The 20,016-nt window shown below is 28.6% G+C and carries 17 protein-coding genes; 2 read left to right on the top strand and 15 right to left on the bottom strand.

All coding sequences use genetic code 11. The features are described 5' to 3' along the window. Window positions 1-13: 13 nt before the first annotated feature. From QP548_RS00695 to deoC, 9 genes are all read right to left on the bottom strand, one after another. Complete coding sequence (locus QP548_RS00695) at window positions 14-1,669, bottom strand: ComEC/Rec2 family competence protein (RefSeq protein ID WP_061429004.1); 1,656 nt, start codon at window positions 1,667-1,669, stop codon at window positions 14-16. Between the two features lie 51 nt (window positions 1,670-1,720). Then, window positions 1,721-2,086 (bottom strand): stage V sporulation protein AE, encoded by a 366-nt coding sequence (spoVAE, locus tag QP548_RS00690; RefSeq protein ID WP_060795896.1) that lies wholly within the window; start codon window positions 2,084-2,086, stop codon window positions 1,721-1,723. A 55-nt stretch (window positions 2,087-2,141) separates the two neighbouring features. After that, window positions 2,142-3,161 carry a stage V sporulation protein AD gene (gene spoVAD, locus QP548_RS00685; protein ID WP_003463083.1) on the bottom strand — a complete coding sequence of 340 codons (1,020 nt, stop codon included), beginning with the start codon at window positions 3,159-3,161 and terminating at the stop codon, window positions 2,142-2,144. Between the two features lie 5 nt (window positions 3,162-3,166). After that, window positions 3,167-3,634: a stage V sporulation protein AC gene (gene spoVAC / locus QP548_RS00680; RefSeq protein WP_061429005.1), complete on the bottom strand. Its 468-nt coding sequence runs from the start codon at window positions 3,632-3,634 to the stop codon at window positions 3,167-3,169. A 137-nt stretch (window positions 3,635-3,771) separates the two neighbouring features. After that, window positions 3,772-4,527 carry an RNA polymerase sporulation sigma factor SigF gene (sigF, locus tag QP548_RS00675; protein ID WP_061429006.1) on the bottom strand — a complete coding sequence of 252 codons (756 nt, stop codon included), beginning with the start codon at window positions 4,525-4,527 and terminating at the stop codon, window positions 3,772-3,774. 17 nt (window positions 4,528-4,544) lie between these two features. After that, complete coding sequence (gene spoIIAB, locus QP548_RS00670) at window positions 4,545-4,967, bottom strand: anti-sigma F factor (protein ID WP_061429007.1); 423 nt, start codon at window positions 4,965-4,967, stop codon at window positions 4,545-4,547. A 13-nt stretch (window positions 4,968-4,980) separates the two neighbouring features. Beyond that, complete coding sequence (gene spoIIAA, locus QP548_RS00665; protein WP_003451156.1) at window positions 4,981-5,316, bottom strand: anti-sigma F factor antagonist; 336 nt, start codon at window positions 5,314-5,316, stop codon at window positions 4,981-4,983. A 133-nt stretch (window positions 5,317-5,449) separates the two neighbouring features. Continuing rightward, window positions 5,450-7,735, bottom strand: coding sequence for an AAA family ATPase (locus QP548_RS00660; protein ID WP_061429008.1), 2,286 nt, complete (start codon window positions 7,733-7,735; stop codon window positions 5,450-5,452). Window positions 7,736-7,935: 200 nt separating this feature from the next. Continuing rightward, complete coding sequence (deoC, locus tag QP548_RS00655) at window positions 7,936-8,610, bottom strand: deoxyribose-phosphate aldolase (RefSeq protein WP_061429009.1); 675 nt, start codon at window positions 8,608-8,610, stop codon at window positions 7,936-7,938. A 256-nt stretch (window positions 8,611-8,866) separates the two neighbouring features. Between deoC and QP548_RS00650 the strand changes: the two genes are divergently transcribed. Continuing rightward, complete coding sequence (locus QP548_RS00650; RefSeq protein ID WP_061429010.1) at window positions 8,867-9,274, top strand: hypothetical protein; 408 nt, start codon at window positions 8,867-8,869, stop codon at window positions 9,272-9,274. A 102-nt stretch (window positions 9,275-9,376) separates the two neighbouring features. Here QP548_RS00650 and QP548_RS00645 read toward each other — a convergent pair whose 3' ends face one another. Further along, window positions 9,377-11,926: a calcium-translocating P-type ATPase, PMCA-type gene (locus QP548_RS00645; protein ID WP_061429011.1), complete on the bottom strand. Its 2,550-nt coding sequence runs from the start codon at window positions 11,924-11,926 to the stop codon at window positions 9,377-9,379. A 244-nt stretch (window positions 11,927-12,170) separates the two neighbouring features. On the opposite strand from QP548_RS00645, the gene QP548_RS00640 reads away from it, so the two are divergent. Beyond that, entirely contained in the window at window positions 12,171-13,820 is a 1,650-nt protein-coding gene (locus QP548_RS00640) for a putative manganese-dependent inorganic diphosphatase (RefSeq protein WP_061429012.1), read from the top strand. Window positions 13,821-13,863: 43 nt separating this feature from the next. Here QP548_RS00640 and QP548_RS00635 read toward each other — a convergent pair whose 3' ends face one another. The 5 genes from QP548_RS00635 to gadC all read right to left on the bottom strand — a co-directional run bounded on the left by QP548_RS00635 (window position 13,864) and on the right by gadC (window position 19,739). After that, a complete protein-coding gene (locus QP548_RS00635) occupies window positions 13,864-14,505 on the bottom strand; it encodes an HAD-IB family hydrolase (protein ID WP_061429013.1) in 642 nt (213 codons plus the stop codon). Window positions 14,506-14,588: 83 nt separating this feature from the next. Next, entirely contained in the window at window positions 14,589-14,963 is a 375-nt protein-coding gene (locus tag QP548_RS00630) for a DUF1292 domain-containing protein (RefSeq protein WP_061429014.1), read from the bottom strand. A gap of 210 nt (window positions 14,964-15,173) precedes the next feature. Continuing rightward, window positions 15,174-16,568, bottom strand: a complete 1,395-nt coding sequence (locus tag QP548_RS00625) for a glutamate decarboxylase (RefSeq protein WP_061429015.1) — start codon at window positions 16,566-16,568, stop codon at window positions 15,174-15,176. A gap of 585 nt (window positions 16,569-17,153) precedes the next feature. Then, window positions 17,154-18,209 (bottom strand): DUF2776 family protein, encoded by a 1,056-nt coding sequence (locus QP548_RS00620; RefSeq protein WP_061429016.1) that lies wholly within the window; start codon window positions 18,207-18,209, stop codon window positions 17,154-17,156. A gap of 111 nt (window positions 18,210-18,320) precedes the next feature. Next, entirely contained in the window at window positions 18,321-19,739 is a 1,419-nt protein-coding gene (gene gadC / locus QP548_RS00615) for a glutamate:gamma-aminobutyrate antiporter (RefSeq protein WP_061429017.1), read from the bottom strand. Window positions 19,740-20,016 lie beyond the last annotated feature (277 nt).

The following is a 20,016-nucleotide window of genomic DNA, read 5'->3' as shown; positions in this document are numbered from 1 at the left end:
TTATTTACATAAGTTAAAGTATATACGCACTTTTCTTTTGAATCAAATCAATTATATCATAATCACTATTCTCTGGCATTAAAGTTATTGTATTAAAATTATCTTCTATGGATATTGAATATCTTTTTGTCAGTTCAAATTGAGACTCTTTTTTCAAATGAATAACCTCATTAACATATTCCTTTTTCATTATGGATTTTTTAAAATAATCACTATTATTGTTTACTAAGGCAACTTTCTTAAATCCAGATTCTATAACTATAGCCTTATTCCATTTATCTTCAACAACTCTAATTTTAGCTCCAAATACATATAAATTTAAAAGCAAAACAGGTATGACTAAATAAACTCCTATTTTAAACTTTTTAAATCCTTTAAGACTCATGTAAATCCATAAGAACATAGTCATATAAGCAATTGCAAATACTGGGGATAAATAAGGGGTAACCCATACCACCTTATCTAAAAATACTAAAATCCCTCTAAATACCATGAATATTATATTTATTAAAAATACTATAATTCCAATTAAATTTCCACCAATTAAAATAGAAATTAATAGTATCTGTAATAATATTACTATTATTGGAGTTACTAAAAAGGTTGATATTAAAAAGTTAATAGAAAATTTTCCAAAAGCAATTACCAAAATAGGATATATAAAAGCTTGTGCAGATAATCCTAAACTTAAGTATTCATTTAACTTTGGTGGTAACATATAAAATCCCTCTAATAATTTTTTATAGAATAAAATTATGCCTAATGTTCCACCAAAGGATAATAAAAATCCCATGCTAAAAAGGTTATAAGGTTTATAAATAAGTAGTATTATTGCCCCTAAGGATATAGAACTTAAGGGGTCATAGGTCTTAAATATCCTTTTAGAAGACTTTAATAAGGTTATCATAATTAAAGCTCTTAATGCTGAACTAGATGCTCCAACTAAAATTACATAAATAGTACATATACTTAAAGCTATCTTAAAAGAAAACTTTTTATAAATTATTGAAAAAAGTAAGGCTATATGAAACCCTGATATGCATATTAAATGAATTACTCCTAAGTCTGATAAAAAATCCTTTTGATTATAGGTTAAATTTTCTTTATCTCCCCATAAAACAGCATTTAAAAGTGCACTTTCAGAGGATGAAAAGTTTTCACTTAAGTTTTCATAATACTTCTTTGGTATATTTTTTATTTTATAGATTAAGTCATTTTCTCTTTTTAATACTTTTTTTAAGAAAACCTGTCCAACATGACCTCTATCTAAATTAATTCCTCTCTTGAATTTACAAACTCCATATATCTTTTCTCCATATTCAATTTCACTTCCACTTTGATTTCTTACTTCAACTATTCTTCCATCTATCTTTCCTATTATAACTTTATCTGTAACTTCTATTATTCTTATTTCTTTAACCCCTTCTTGTTGAAATTTTGGCTCATAATAGATAGTGCAACTTAAAATAGATATAAGGAAAAATATTATTCCTATATTAAAATTTTCTATATCTAATAAAAGATAACTAAACAAAATTAAAGGTACAACTAAAAAAGCTGTACCTATTAAGTTAAAACTACCAAAATAGTATGTTATAATTCCTAAAATAGTAAAAATACAAATTAATCCTAAAGGTCTATTTACAATAACTTTCTCAAACTTTTTCATAGAATCTCTCCTTCGAAAAAATTATTGACCTTTTATAGAAATTATAATCATTTATTTAGTTTTCGGATTAAATATTAATGCCATTAAGTAACCAAAGAAAATAGCTGCAGTTATTCCACCTGCTGCACCCTTTAGTCCACCAGTAAATGCTCCCATTAATCCTTGTTCATTCACTTCTTTTATAGTTGCTTTAGCTAAGGCATAACCAAAACCAGGTAATGGAACTGTTGCTCCAGCTCCACCTATTTGGACTAGTTTTTCATATATTCCTAAAGCTCCTAATATTGTACCTATTGAAACAAATGCAACTAATACTTTAGCTGGTGTTAGTTTAGTTTTATCTATTAATATCTGTCCTATTACACAGATTGCACCACCCATTAAAAAGGCATTTATGTAATCTTGCAAAATTCTCATCTCCTCATTATTAAATTTCTATAACAAAATATTCACACAAAATAGCTAACTTAGTTTAAATATATTCTATAGCTACAGCATGAGCTATTCCTGGTATGCTTTCTCCTTGTAAGGCAGATGTAGAACTTAATAAAGCTCCTGTGGAAACTAATAAAACTCTTTTTAACTTTTTCTCTTTTAACATTCTATATAAATATCCACAGGCTACAACGGCTGAGCATCCACATCCACTTCCACCTGCAAAAGTTCCTTGCTTTTCATTATCAAATATCTTTTCTCCACAATCTATATAAACCTTACTAATATCATATCCATACTCTTTTAATAATTCCTCTGTTAATTTCTTTCCTACAGCCCCTAAGTCTCCAGTTGCTATTACATCATAATCTTCAGGTTTTCTTCCTGTATCAACAAAATGCTTATATATAGTATCTACAGCAGCTGGTGCCATAGCAGCTCCCATATTATCTGCATCCTTAATTCCATAGTCCTTAACAATTCCTGTGGTTACATGGGTAACATAAGGATAATCTCCTGACTTTCCTAAAAGCATAGCTCCGGAGCCAGTTACAGTCCATTGAGAGTATTCTTTTCTTTGACATCCATATTCTAAAGGAAATCTAAATTGTCTTTCTGCAGAACTAAAGTGAGATGATGTGGAAGCAATTGCATACTTTGCAAAATCACCATCCATAATCATTGATGATAAACTTAATGATTCAGCCATAGTAGAACAAGCCCCATACACACCAAAAAAAGGAATTTTAAATTCTCTAGCAACAAAATTTGTTGATGTTAACTGATTTAATAAATCACCGCTAAAAAGATAATCTACATCCTCTTCTTTTACATTCCCCTTTTTAATTACTCCTTCTATAGCAGTTATCATTAAACTACTTTCAGCCTTTTCAAAGCTTTCACATCCATTACAGTCATCTTGCAATATTTTATCAAAATATTCTTTTAAAGGCCCCTGACCTTCTCTAGGACCAACCACACTATATGTAGCTATTATTCTAGGTTTACTTTTTAATTCTATTGTTTGAGATCCTACTCTTTTTGTATTATTACTCATTCTTATCACCCCACAATTCCAAATCTAAGTAATAAGTAATATATTAGTCCAACTATTACAGAGGTTCCTGTACCATAAACTAAAACAGGACCTGCAATAGTAAACATTTTAGCCCCCACTCCCATTACAAAGCCTTCTTTTTTAAATTCTATAGCAGGTGACACCATGGCATTTGAAAAACCAGTAATAGGAACTATAGTACCTGCTCCAGCCTTAGCCGCTATTCTATCATATAATCCAAGTCCTGTTAAAAGAGCTCCTAAAAAAACCATAGTCATAGGTGTTAAACTACTAACCTGTTCTTCTGTGAAGCCATAGTATAGAAAAGTATTTCTCACAAATTGTCCTATTACACAAATTAATCCACCCACTATAAATGCCATTATACAATTTCTAAGAAGCTTTGGTTTTGGTCTTATTTGTTGTTCAAGTTGATTAAACTTAGTCCTTATTTTTTTGTCATTTTCATACATAGCTATATTAATCACCCTTTTCTATTAAAATATACTTATATTATTTGTTCTTATTTTTAATATATACAAAAAAATGAGCATTATTTTATATGATTACTTTCACATAAAATAATGCTCCTAAAACATTTCATTTATAATCAATCCTCTTCTAATTTTTCTTTCATAATTTTTAGTACCTTTTTCTCTATTCTAGAAACTTGAACTTGACTTATCCCAAGCATTTTTGCAACTTGAATTTGAGTTTTATCCTTGAAATACCTAAGCATTATGATTTGCTTACCCTTTGAATCTAAGGAACTAATAGCTTGTTTCAAAGCTATTTTATTAACCATGTCATCATCTTCACCCTTCTCACTAAGTTTATCTATTAAGAGAACCGGCGTTCCTTCATCATGGTGTATAGTATCATATAGATATTGCATACTACTTGCTGATTCTAATGCTACTATTACCTCTTCCTTATCGACACCAGAGTATTCAGCTAATTCATCTACAGTAGGATCCCTATTTAATTTTTTTATTAGTTCTTCCTTGTTGTAATGAAGCTTTTTAGCTAAAGTCTTAGTGCTTCTACTTACCTTTATTATTCCATCATCCCTTAAGAATCTCTTTATTTCACCTATAATCATAGGCACAGCATAAGTGGAAAATTTAACATTAAAACTATCATTAAAGTTGTTTATAGCTTTAACTAATCCCATTGACCCAATCTGAAATATATCCTCATAGTCATACCCTCTATTTGTAAATCTCTTGCATATTGAAGAGACTAAAGGAGTATTAACTTCTATAAGCTTATTCATTGCCTCCTTATTTCCTTCTTTAGCCATAACTATGAGAGTTGTATTTTTGTCATAATTAAAATTATCTTTCTCAATACTACTTATATCCATAGACTTTATTCACCTGCCTATGTATTCATTTTTTTCTTCATTATTATTTTTGTACCCTTATCCTTTTCACTATAAACTTCTAAAGAATCCATGAATGTTTCCATAACAGTAAATCCCATACCTGATCTCTCTAATTCTGGTTTTGATGTATATAAGGGTTCTCTTGCTTCTTCTAAATTTTCTATTCCTATACCATTATCTTCTATAGTTATACTTATTTCATCTTCACAAATACTAGCCTCAATAATAACTACTTTGCTTTCATCACATTCATATCCATGAATTATAGCATTTGTTACCGCCTCAGAAACAGCAGTCTTTATATCAGTTAATTCTTCAATAGTCGGATCTAATTGAGCAATAAAAGCTGATACACTCACCCTTGCAAACCCTTCATTTTCAGATTTAGCCAAAAACTCTAATCTCATTTTATTATCCATATCTAACCCTCCATTAACCCACTTTTAGAGCTTCATCCAAATTTTCGTAATACTTTATTATCTTAAATATTCCAGATAACTCAAAAACTCTTTTTATGCTTTTACTTACAGATATTATGTTAACTTCACCTGAACGCATACTTATCTTTTTATACCTTCCAATAATAACACCAATTCCTGAACTATCCATAAAAGTTACACCTGAAAAATCTAATACAAGCTTTCTTATATTCTCTCTACTAATCCTATCATCAATTTTTACTCTGACCTCTTCTGCACTATGATGATCTAATTCTCCAATTAAACTTACAACTAAAACATTTCCTATTTTCTCAAAATCTAACCACATACAATCACTCTTATAGAGTTACACCTCCCACACAGCTTCTTTTCCATATTTTAACATATTTTAATTATTTATGTCAAATAATACTAAAATAAATTAAACCTATAGAAACAAACTCTATAGGCTTAATAAGATATTAATTGTCCTTAAATTTTTTAATTTCTTCACTAATTTTATTTCCTATATCTTCAAGAGACATAGTGTCATTTAGAAGCAATGTACTAAGAGCTTCATTTATATCTTTCATAAGATATATCTTAAACTCTCCTTTTCTTACAGCCTCTTCTATTTCACTATTTAATATAAGCTCATCTTTATTGCTTTCTGGTATTAAAACAGCTTTTCCAATATAAGTGCCAATTTTTTTGCATACATTGAAAAATCCTTCTATTTTTTCATTTACTCCACCTATTGGTTGCACCTGTCCAAATTGATTTAATGAACCTGTTACTGCAATACTCTGATCTACAGGTATTTTACTTAAAGAAGAAATCATAGCAATTACCTCAGCCACAGAAGCACTATCTCCTTCTATCTTTCCATAAAGCTGCTCAAAACTTAGTTGAAAATCCACAGGTAAAGCTTCATAAGAATTAAAGAAACTACTTAAAAAGCCTCTTAGAATATTTAAAGATTTATTATGAATGTTTCCACTTAAATTGCTTTCTCTTTGTGCATCCATAATTTTTCCACTACCTTTATAACAAGTACAAGTTATTCTCATAGGCTTTCCAAAGCTCATATAACCAAAATCTATAACAGATAATCCATTTACACTTCCAATAATTCTATCTTCTATATCTAAAATTATCTTCTTATCTTCATACATTTCTAAATAATCTTTTTCAATTTCACTACATTGATTTACAACCGCTTCTATTGACTCCTTATCTATAAATGACTTATTGTTGTTTTTTGCTTCTTCATTTCCAAGAAGTAATACTCTCTCTATTTCATCAATATCCCAAAGAATTTTCTTCCTTGTTCCAGCTTTTCTTGCTAATTGTTTTCCAATAGCATTAATTCCAGAAGTAGAGATTTTTAATAAATCATTATCTATTATGACTTTATCAACAAGATCTACTAAGGACTTTTTATTTTTTTCTATTCCTATTAAGTTTGAAAATTCAGCTCTAATCCTAAATATTTTCTTAAAGTCTTCATCATGGTTATATAAAATATCATAACTTTCAAAATCTCCTATTAAAATCACATTGACCTTAATAGGTATTGGATCTGGATTTAATCCATTTAATGAAAGCACTTCTAAATATCCTCTATTAAAATCATAATTTATCTTTCCATGAAGTAATGCTCTTCTCAAATAATAATAGCTATTTGCATTATTAACTAAAGAACTTAATCTAACTATTAGGCATCCTTCATTTGCTTCAAGCAATGAACCTGATTTTATAAGTTTTACATCAGTTGAATACACACCATTATGATTTTCATACTCTATGGTTCCTAAAAGATTATTTAAGCTTGGATCTTCTTCAAAAATAACCTTAGGAGCTTCTTGCCCTTTGCTGTTTTTTATGATATTACAAACATATTTTGAAATAATATCATTTATCTTTTCTTCATCATCATCAAAATTTATTGTGTAATTATCAATAAATAAATTTTCTAAGCTTTCACAAACATCTATAAGATAGTTATAAGCTTCATTCTCTTCTTTAAAATTATCCTTTATTTTTTCTTTAACACTTGCTGACTCAGTTTCTAAATAGGTTCTAAGTATCCCCTTTAATTTTTCAATAGAATCTAACTCTATATTTTTTAATTCTTCAAGAACTCCTTCTGCTCCTTCTTTTAACTTATCAGCCTTTACAGAAATATCCCCTTTACTGTTTTCTTCTAGATCATCAAACTCCTCTTCTGTCATAGCTTCTCCATCTACTAAAGGAATAAATGCAAAGCCTGAAGAAGTAGCTTTTAAATCAAATCCCTCTTCCTTTGCACTTTTTATCAAGTCACCTATATAATAATTTCTCTTTTTTTGTATATCATTTATAATTTCTTCTTTTTCTTTATTTATTGAAGAATTATAAAAAGCATATATTTCATCATAATAAAAAGATTTTACATATTCTAAAGTTTCCTCTAACTTTTCTCCCATTCCATTTTCTAAAAATATAACCTTAGGAACCCTAATATCTTCTAAGGTAACATAACATATATCTTTAGGCTTGCCTCTACTTTTCATTTTATCTTTTAGATGTACCATTATGTCTTTAAGCTTTTGTTTTGAAAATTCATCAATTAAGTAAACATTAAATCCTTCTTTATTTATGCTTAATGCTTCATCAATTTTCTTAAAAACCCCTTCATATTCATTACCATAGGATTCTTTCTCACCTATCCCACTAGTAAAGTCTTCATTATAAATTACTTCTTTTGGAGTTAACTCTCTTCTCATAAAAATTCACTCATAAAACTAATATTAGCTTTAATAGAGTAACCTCCTCTTTATAAGTACTTTATTATATTAATATTCTCTAACTTTAAAATTAGCCATCATTTTCTATTTTTTATTTATTTTTTTCTTCGACAAAAAAGCCTATAGAAATTTTTCTATAGGCTTTACTAAGCAAATATCTTATTTAATTTAGTTATATATTAATATGTTGAATCTGAAACTTTTCCTTCACATATAGCTATTGAAGCTGATGCTCCTATTCTAGTAGCACCATTTTTAATTACAGCTTCAGCATCTTCTATTGATCTTACTCCACCTGATGCTTTAACTCCCATATCTGGTCCTACAGTTTCTCTCATTAATTTAATATCTTCTGGAGTTGCTCCACCTGTTGAGAATCCAGTTGATGTTTTAACGAAATCTGCTCCTGCTTTTTTAGCTAATTCACAAGCTTTAACTTTTTCTTCTTCAGTTAAAAGACAAGTTTCTATTATAACTTTTGTAAGCGCTTTCTTATCAGCCGCATCTACAACAGCTTTTATATCTTTCTCTACATATTCATAATCTTTATCTTTTAATCTTCCTATGTTTATAACCATATCAACTTCATCTGCACCTTTTTCTATTGCATCTTTAGTTTCAAAAGCTTTAACTTCCATAGTGTTTGCTCCTAAAGGGAAACCTATTACTGTACAAACCTTTACTTCGCTGCCTTTTAAAAGTTTAGCTGCTAATTCTACATTAGTAGGGTTTATGCAAACTGAAGCAAAATTGTATTCTAAAGCTTCTTTGCAAAGCTTTTCTATTGATGCCTTATCAGCTTCTGGTTTTAATATAGTATGGTCTATCATTTTTGCTAATTGTTGTTTATCCATAATACTTCCTCCTAAGATAACATTTTCATTACATATTTAATTATAGAATATAAATTGTAATAAGTCCATAATTTAAATATTTACATTTAATAAATTTAACACTATATATTTATATAAAATTCTTATTCTATGGGCTTTTGGACACTATCAAAGTATTTTAATATATTTAATATTATGTTATAATACTATCTATCATATAATATGTATTTATAGTAATAATAAATGTAAATTCGTCAACTTAAAAGGAGTTATAATTATGGGTTTCAAAGAAAAACTATCTAAATATTACACTGATTCTTATCTTGAAAAATACGGCGATAGAATGGCTCAATTTCAAGGAAGCGTAATTTCTGAAAAAGTCGAAGAAAAAACTATTCTTTGGATATTCCACAAATTAGTTGTTACTTTAATAGTTAAACCTGAAAGAAGTAAACAAATAATAAAATGCGTATATAAGAAGAATCGTTGGTTTAAAAAGCCTACTTTCATAAGTGTGAAAAAAGGAAATAATGTTATAGTTCAAGGACTTAAATCAAATAAGGAAAATGAAAAAGAGTATATTGCTCTAAATAACATACTTAACTTAACTACTAAACAAGATTTAGTACCTGTAGACCATTCACAATTAAAGAAAGCTAGACAACAACAATTTAAACAAAGATAAAAAGCTGTATATTAATACAGCTTTTTTTATTTAAAACTTATTTTGATACACACCCTTTTTATATTAAAATTTAAAAATAATAATTTATATATCGTATTAAATTTATTTCTTTACTTTGATAAATAAGTATAAGCTATTTATAAAGAATATTATTGTTGAGAAGAATAAAACTATTAACCAATGATTTATACCTAATACTGTAGTATGGAATATTCCACTAAAGAAAGGAATGTAAATAATACTTAATAACATAAGTATGGATATCGCTACTGCACCTACCAAGTACATATTAGTAAATAATTTTATTTCAAAAATTGAATGCCTTTCTGATCTACATTCAAAAACATGTAATAATTGAGACATAACTAATGTTGATAAAGCCATAGTTCTACATGTATTTAAATCCATTCCGTATAATCCACCAACAATAAAAGTTAGTAAAGTACATATTCCAATTAAACATCCTCTTACTAAAATTTTCTCAGTAAGTCCTCTAGCAAATATACCTTCTTTCTTACTTCTAGGCTGTTGATTCATTATATCCTTATCAGCAGGATCAACTCCTAAAGCTATTGCAGGAAGTCCATCTGTAGCTAAATTTACAAAAAGTATTTGTATAGGTAACATAGGAGTTGGAAGATAGAATATGGTAGCTAAAAACATTGTTAAAACTTCTCCTAAATTACATGACAATAAATATCTTATGAATTTTCTTATATTATCATATATTATTCTTCCCTCTTCTACTGCTGATACTATGGTTTCAAAGTTATCATCCATTAAAATCATTGAAGAAGCTTCCTTTGTAACATCAGTACCTGAAATTCCCATAGCAACCCCAATATCAGCTTCTTTTATAGCTGGAGCATCATTTACTCCATCTCCAGTCATAGCAACTATATTTCCATTTTGCTTAAATGCCTTAACTATTCTAAGCTTATGATTAGGAGTAACCCTAGCAAATATTCTTAACTTATTAACTCTCTTTTTAAGTTCTTTATCATCTAATTTGTCTAATTCTTCTCCAGTTATTACTTGATCCTGAGACTTAGCAATATTTAAATCTTTTCCTATGGCAAAAGCAGTGTTTTTATGGTCACCAGTTATCATTACAGGAGTTATTCCTGCTAATCTACATTTTATAACTGAGTCCTTAACCTCTGGTCTAGGTGGATCTATTATCCCTGCAATTCCAAGAAATATAAGTTCATTTTCAAGACTTTCACTTCTAGTTAAATTCTCTACTCTATATGCTCCTCCTATACATCTTAATGCTCTATTACTCATATTCTCCACAACATTCAATATTTGTTGTTTTTTCTGAGAAGTTAGTAATTTAACCCTACCTTCCTCATGTATATATCTACATTTATTTATAAGTCTTTCTGGAGCACCTTTTACATAACAAGCTTCTCTTCCATTCTCCTTAACTATAACTGACATCATTTTTCTACTTGAATCAAAAGGTATATCAAAAACTCTATTTACATTAGATACTGTATTTTTTAATATATCTACATTATTAAAATATGCCTTTATTAAAGCTGTTTCTGTAGGATCACCATTTAATACATCATCTAATTTATCCTTTGAAAAATCATAGTTACAATCATTACAATAAACAAAAGCTTTCATTAAAATAGGTGAATTTGGAATTTTATCCACATCTAGTCTACAATGCTTTCCATCTACAAAAATTTCTTTAACAGTCATCTTATTCTGAGTTAATGTACCAGTCTTATCACTACATATAACTGAGGTACATCCTAGAGTTTCAACAGCTGGTAATTTCTTTACTAAGGCATTTCTTTTTAACATTCTAGAAACTCCTAAAGCTAAAGAAACTGTTACTATAGCGGCCAATCCTTCTGGTATAGCTGCCACGGCTAAACTAACACCTAGCAAAAACATTTCTGTTAAATCATTTCCTCTTATAATACCTAATATAGTAACTAAAGCACATATAGCTAAACATAATACAAGTAAAATTTTTCCTAACCCATCTAATCTCTCTTTAAGAGGAGATTTTTCCTCTTCTATGTCTTGTAACATATCTGCTATAGATCCCATTTTTGTACTCATACCTATAGCTGTTACTCTAAATCTTCCTTTACCTTTTAATACTTTAGTCCCCATGTAAATTAGAGAAGCTTCTTTAGAATTATTTGTTTTGTTAACTCCAACTGATTCTCCAGTAAGTAATGATTCATCAATCATAAAGTTTGTACACTCAAAAATTTCTCCATCAGCAGGTACTCTATCTCCAGCCTCTAATATTACAACATCCCCTATAGTTAATTCATTAGCATTAATTACTTTAATATTCCCATCTCTTAATACCTTACAAGTAGGTGCTGCTAAGGACTTTAAAGCATCTAAAGATTTTTCTGTCTTAAATTCTTGTACAAATCCTAAAATTCCGTTTATTACAACAATAACAAATATAGTAATAGCATCTGCAACATCGCCCATAAGTCCCGATATAATAGTAGCTCCAATTAAAACCCATATTATAAAATCATTAAATTGTTGTAATAATATTTTTATAGCAGATACCTTTTTCTTTTCTGTTATTTCATTTAATCCAAATTTTTCTATTCGTTGTTTAGCTTCTTGAGTTGTTAACCCTCTAAAGAGTTCTTTCTCATGCATAACTTCTTGTTCCTCCTTCTTTTCCTAGCAATCTATTGTAATATATGTTTAAACAACTTGTTTTTAGAACTAAAATTTTTCTTATGTAACACCCTATATTAAGAATAATTCTTAAATTTTACCTCATAGAAAATTCTATTAAACTATGATAAAATGAGTGTTGTTAAACTTTACTTTTCATAATTTAGGAATTAAAATATATTCATGAATTAAAAAATTTCGAATAACAAAGGAGGCAACCTAAATGAAGGATGTTATATACATTACAGGACATAAAAATCCTGATTCAGATTCAATATGTGCTGCCTTAGCATATGCTGAATTTAAAAACAAAACTCAAGACACTCCTGCTATACCAGTTAGATTAGGAAATGTTAACCAAGAAACTCAATACATACTTGATTATTTTGGTGTAGAAGCACCTCAATTTTTAGAAACAGTTAAACTAAAAGTTGAAGATTTAGAAATGGATAAAATAGCCCCATTAGCTCCAGAAGTTTCATTAAAAATGGCTTGGAACATAATGAGGGATAAAAACTTAAAATCAATTCCTGTTGCTGATGGAAATAACCACTTACTTGGAATGTTATCAACATCAAATATAACTGCAACATACATGGATATTTGGGATAGCAATATTCTTGCTAAAAGTGCTACTTCATTAGATAACATATTAGATACATTATCTGCTGAAGCTCAAAACGTAAATGAAGAAATTAAAGTCTTCCCAGGAAAAGTTGTAGTTGCTGCTATGCAAGCTGAATCTTTAAAAGAATTCATAAGCGAAGGTGACATAGCTATAGCTGGAGATAGAGCTGAAATACAAGCTGAATTAATAGAGTTAAAAGTTTCTTTATTAATAGTAACAGGTGGACATACACCTTCTAAAGAAATAATAGAACTTGCTAAGAAAAATAACATAACTGTTATTACAACTCCTCATGATTCATTCACTGCATCAAGATTAATCGTTCAAAGTTTACCAGTAGACTATGTTATGACTAAAGATAACTTAGTAGCTGTATCTACTGATGATTTAGTTGAAGATGTAAAAGTAACAATGAGTGAAACTAGGTACAGTAACTATCCTGTAATAGATGAAAATAACAAAGTAGTTGGTTCAATTGCAAGATTCCACTTAATTTCTACTCATAAGAAAAAAGTTATCCAAGTTGACCATAACGAAAGAGGTCAATCAGTACATGGTTTAGAAGATGCTGAAGTATTAGAAATCATAGACCATCATAGAGTTGCAGATATCCAAACTGGTAACCCTATATACTTCAGAAATGAACCTCTTGGAAGTACTTCAACAATAGTTGCTAAGAGATTCTTCGAAAATGGAATCAGACCATCAAGAGAAGCTGCTGGACTTTTATGTGGAGCTATAATTTCAGACACATTATTATTTAAATCACCAACTTGTACTCCACAAGACGTGAAAATGTGCAGAAAACTTGCTGAAATAGCAGGAATAGTTCCTGAAACATTTGCTAAAGAAATGTTTAAAGCTGGTACTTCATTAAAAGGAAAATCTATTGAAGAAATATTCAACGCTGACTTCAAACCTTTCACAATTGAAGGTGTTAAAGTAGGTGTTGCTCAAGTTAACACAATGGACATAGAAGGATTCATGCCTTTAAAAGGTGAAATGTTAGATTACATGAATCAAAAGGCTGAATCAATGGGATTAGAAATGATTATGTTATTACTTACTGACATAATAAATGAAGGTTCACAAATATTAGTGGCTGGAAGAAGTCCTGAAATAGCTGAAGAAGCATTCAAAGTTAAATTAGAGGACTCAACTACTTTCTTACCTGGAGTTCTTTCAAGAAAGAAACAAGTTGTACCACCATTAACTCAAATAATCACAACAAGAGTTAGTAAATAATTTTAATTAAAATAAAAGCAATCTCTAAATAGAGATTGCTTTTTTATTTCCAATTTAAAATTTTATAATTCTTATTATTTTTCTTATAATTTATTAAATAGGCATTTCCTACTAGATCTAATAGAGGTTTATCTGAAAGTGAATCTGAAAACATATATGAGTTTTTATAATCTACCTCTATATTATGTTCTTGTAAGTATTCCTTAAGTCGTCTAACCTTTTCTTTCCCTTTACAGTTCTCCCCTACCATCTTTCTTTCAAACTTTCCTTCATTAAAGGAGAACCTTGTTCCTATTATAACATCTACTTCTTTTATATTATAAAGCTCATTTAAATAAAACTCTGGCGAAGCTGAAATTAAGTAAATTTTATATCCTTCTGATTTCAACTTTTTCATCATATCAATAGAATCTTTATAAATTATTTTACTTAAAACCTCATCATAATATTTTTTGACAAGGATTTTTAAATCATTCTCTTCTACTCCATCTATAAATTTAAGAAATGATTGCTTAACTTTTTTTTCATCATAAAACTTTAATCCATACATAAGTCCTGAAAAAGCAGCCCTTGGTAGGAATTTTAAGTTTTTCTTATCTTCCTTTATTAAAAATTTAAATAACTGTAGTAAAGTTTCCTTACTAGTTAAAGTAAAGTCAACATCAAATATAGCTAATTTCTCCATTTTATTCTCCACATTCCAAGTAAAATTTATAAAAAGTGTTATAAACTAAATAAAAGATGATGTAAAACATCATCTTTTATTTATTATTCAGCTACATTTTCTTCGTAGAATTTAACAACTTCATCAAACTCTTCTTCTGAAGGAAGAACTAATTCTCCTTCTTCACCTTGAGATTTGAATAGGTAAACTGATTCATCAGGATGTTGTACTAAAACGTACTCTTCATCTTTATATTCAAAAGCATCAATAACATCACAAGTTATTGTGTTTCCTTCTTCATCTTCTAAATCTACAACGAAATGTTCTACATGCTCATCTCCGCATCCGCATCCTTCATGATGGTCATGTCCATGATCGTGACCGTGTCCACCACATCCGCATCCTTCATGTTTTTCTTCTTTTTCGCTTCCGCAACCGCAGTTACCTCCGCAGCATTTGTTTAAATCTTTATCTGACATAATCTTTCCTCCCTTGTGGAAAATTTACTTTATATTAATTGTAACCTTAAATACAAAATAATAAAAGCATTTTCTTTATAATATTTAATTATATTCTTAACATAATATAATATTATAATCAATAAAAAAATAATATTTATAATAATTACAATTTATAATAAAAAACTCTCCTTAAAGAAAATATCTTAAGGAGAGTTTTTTTATTATATACTAGTGAGTAAATCCTTGTACTCCTGTTTTAGCTTTTTGATTTAAAACTCTTGCATTATTTAAATCTTCTATAGCAGCTTTTAAGTCTCTTAAGTATAATTCTGCTAAGTTATGACTAAAGTCAGCACGACAAACAACTCTTTGAATTATAGTGTCTTGTAAATCTGCTGGTAATGGATAAGCTGGTACTTGCCATCCTTTCATTAATAATCTATCTGCTAAATCATATAATGTCCAATCAACCTTTGCATCTTCTTTTAATTTATAGCAAACTATTGGTAGATTTTCACCATTGTTGTATATCTCAAATAATCCAGTCTTTTCAAGCTCAGATGATAAGTACATAGCAACATCTTTTGTTCTTTGATGTATTTGTCTATATCCTTCAAATCCATATCTTAAGAAGTTATAATATTGACCTATAATTTGGCTAGCTGATCTTGAGAAGTTAATTGCCATTGTTGGTATTTTTCCTCCTAAGTAGCTTACGTCAAATACTAATTCTTGAGGTAAGTATTCTTTATCTCTCCATAATACCCAACCTATACCAGGATAAACTAGTCCATATTTATGACCTGATGTACTTATTGAAACAACATTTTTAAGTCTGAAGTCCCACTCTAGTTCTGGTTCTATAAATGGAGCAAACATACCACCTGAAGCAGCATCTATATGCATTGGAACTGTTAATTTTGCAGTTTTATTGTACTCTTCAAGTTTTTTATCTAAAGCTTTAATATCATCATATTTTCCAGTGTATGTAATTCCTAGTATTCCAACTACACCAATTGTATAATCATCAACATAGTCTAAAACTTTATCTACATTTATACTCATATGTTCTTCATCCATTGGAACTAATCTCATTTCTATATCCCAGTAAACACAGAATTTTTCCCAACATACTTGATATCCTGAAGAAATTACTAAGTTTGGTTTTCTTGATGTAACATCCATACCTAAAGCTTTAGCTCTATTTCTCCATCTAAATTTCATAGCCATACCACCAAGCATACAAGCTTCTGATGATCCAACTGTTGAAGTTCCCATAAAACTTTCATTTTTTGGTGCATGCCATAAATCTGCTAGTATATTTACACAACGATTTTCTAAATCAGTTGTTTGAGGATATTCTGATTTATCTATAGCATTCTTTTCTAATGTCTCTGACATTAATTTTACAGCTTCATCATCCATATAAGTTTGACAGAAAGTACATAAGTTTTGACGAGCATTACCTTCATCTAATAAATCATCCTTAATTAATCTATATGCAACTTGTGGTGCAATTGATTTTTTAGCTAATTCATATTTAGGAATAGACTCATTACTTTCTACAGTACCAAATATTGGTGTTTCAAATTGACTACCTAATTCATTTTTTCCAAAAAGCATTTTAAATACCTCCTAATTTAGCTAAAAACCACTCTTAATCTCTTCATGACTCTCAAGAAATTAAGAGTAATTTTTAGGAATATTAATAATTTTATTTATATTTTCTCAATGATTACCTCATCAAGTTATTTATATAATACACCTTTTGATATAATATTTAAATTCGTTAATTCGTTACATTTTGTTAATATTTTATTATTTATTTATTAACATTTAGTTTTTCTCTTTAATGCTCTTAATTTCTTCAATTTACTCTTTTTTTCTCTATAAAATATTTTAGAATCACTTTTATTAATAATATTTCAAAATAACCCAAATAAATTTTATTATTTTACTGCAAATAAACTTATTATTTCATATTTTAATAAAATAATATATATATAACAAAATGTTGATTAAATATATACTTATGTAAACTATATCTTTAAATTTATATTTCATTAACATTTTATTAAACATTTAAGCAAAAAATTTCTTTTCAATAATTCCTTAATAGATTCAATATTTATAAACCTTTATTTCCATTAGATATTTATAAAAAAAGAAGTGAATCTTTAAGAATTCACTTCTATAAAATACATAAATTTAATTTGATGTACCACTCTCTAATATTGATACTATAGAGAATAATGTGAAGCATATAGCTCCTAATCCAACCATGACATGAGCTGGTACAAAATATGCCATGTTAACTAATTCAGCCTCTGATAAATATGCGGATAAAAATAAACAAGCTAATGCTGTCATAACAGGTATTAAAGGAATTCTCTTAGACAACTTGCTCTCTCTTCTCCACACTGAAGCAAGCAATACTACCTTACTTGAAATACTATAGCATACTAATCCCAAACCTATTAATACATATCCTGGTGCTATAAAGGTTTGATTTTTACTAAATAAAAGTACGCATATTCCTAATATAAAGTTTATACTTCCTAATACAATAACTAATATGGACCATTTCCAACGTTCTTTGTTAGTAAAAGTATTTTGTATTTGCCTACAAACACTAGCTACTAGTGATATTAAGCTTCCACAAACTAAAGATATCCCTAAAAGTACAAATCCAGCTACTAAACTAGGTACCTTATCTGTATTAATTAAAAGTTTAAATGCAAATAATAAACCTATTATAGTACATATTATTGGTATAGATATAATTATAGTTGATGATTCGTTACTAAAACAATCTTTAGGTTTTTCTCCTTCTTTTAAATTTTTACTATTACTAGGTATAAGTAAAAATTTTGTTGATGATAATGCCACTGTAGACACACAGCACGCTATTAATCCTACGCCAAAACCTATATTACCAGCTACAAAATACGCAGGATTCCCACCATTGTTTAAAGCAAAATATAATCCACCTACTATACTTATTGCTGAACATAAATATCCAATGGTAGGCAAAATAAACTTAAAAAATGAATTATATTTATTTATCAATTGTCTTATTATTGTTGCTGCTGTAGTAAATAAAGCTATACATATGGTAGCAAAAAATATTATTACATGACTAGCAATTATATACCCATTACCAAATTTATCTCCAAGTGTATATATATATGATCCATAAGTAAGACATATTATTCCCATTAATAATGGTATGGCTCTAAATAATATACTTATATAATAATTCATACTCATCACCTCTCTTAGTACATAGTTAAAATTTCAAATATTTTTAATTATTTCTCTTAAAAATATTTGAAGTAGTCTAAAATTATAGACTACTTCAAATATAACTCTAATTTATTTATTCCATTTATTGTGCAAAGCATAAATTATGAATGGAATTAGAACTGTGACTATGAAACTTACAGATAATATAGTTAAATATTCTGATACACTATTTCCAGTTAATTGTGATGGTGGTACAAATGAAATAACTAAAGCAAATACTGATACAGCAAATCCAACTATTGCTACTATCATCTTAAATGTTTTTCCACCTGGTACATGATATGCACGTTTTAAATCATCATGTTTTAATATTAAAATAATATATCCTATGAAGAATAATAAATATCCAACTAAGTATATAACAACTGTTAATGATATGGCAGTAAGGAATGAAACGTTATTTCCACCACCACCGAATGTTAAAACTGCTGCCCATATAGTAACTACTAACCCTTGAACTAATACTAATGGAACTGGAACTTCATGTTTATTAACTTCAGTTAATTTTTTAGGTAATAATCCTTTTTTAGCTGCTGCATACATACCTTCTGAAGGACCTACAACCCATGAACTTACTTCTGCCATAACTCCTAAAGCTAATAATAATGCTACTACTCTTGTTATCCAATCAAAACTTTCACCTAAGTTTACAACTACTAATTGGTGGAATGTTTGAACAACCCCAGCACTTAAATTTAATTGATCTGCTGGTATAACTGCTGCTACTGTTAAACCACCTACTGTATTAAGAACTATTGCTAATACAACAAGTATAAACATAGCTAATGGATAGTTTTTACTTGCATTTTCTAATTTATTAACATGTGATGCTGATGCTTCAACTCCCATATATGCTAATATAAATGATACGAATACAACTAATGTATTAACCTTTGTAAAATCAGGTATAAGAGCATGTGCACTTAAGTCAACGTGTACTGGATTACCTTTTGCTATGTACATTATACCTAATATAAATAATATAATTGCTGGAACTACAACTCCGAAAACAAATCCAGCTTTAGCTATTTTTGCTGTATTTTTAGTTCCTCCAAATTGTGAAAAAGTTAATCCCCAGAATATTATTAAAACGCCTATAAATTTTATTACTGGATTACTATTTAATGCTGGCCAATTTAGCACATAAGATAGAGCCCCTAGTATAAAATAAATCATTGTAACAAACCCAACTGTTATTTGGAACCATTGGAAGAAGATCGCTGCGAATCCCCATCTTTCACCTAAAGTATTACCTACCCAGGAAAAGATACCTCCTTCTTCCCATCCATCTACAGTTGCCATTTCTGCTGCACATAATGCAACTGGTAAGAACCATAAAAGTCCGCCTACAATTAAGAAAAATACTAAATGAAATCCTGATGTTGCAAATGTAGGGTATTCATATACTGTCATTACCATTGATGCTGTCATAGCAAAGAACCCAAACAAAGTAAGTGTCTTTGCATTTGCACTTGATTTACTTGGCATAACAAACGCCTCCTCTGTTGTTATTGTTTAAATTATAATTTTAGAAACTTAAGTTTAATAACTAAGCCTCAACAATTAACAACTATTACCTAAGACAAAAATTTATTATGCTCTAAATTTTTGTCTTGAATAATAGCTACCAACTATATTTAAATAATAACCTCTGTTAACAATTTATTCAAAAGTTTCATTCTTCCATTTATCTCTATCACTCACCAAATTCTCTAATTAATAATCTTTTTCTTCAAAATACTTCTATTTCCTCTTATTTCCTTGC

Origin of the sequence: Clostridium sp. UMB9555A (assembly GCF_030222355.1) — a bacterium.
GTDB classification, from domain to species: domain Bacteria; phylum Bacillota; class Clostridia; order Clostridiales; family Clostridiaceae; genus Sarcina; species Sarcina perfringens.
Note: the sequence above shows the minus strand (reverse complement) of the source record. Positions and strands in the feature narration are given on the sequence as shown.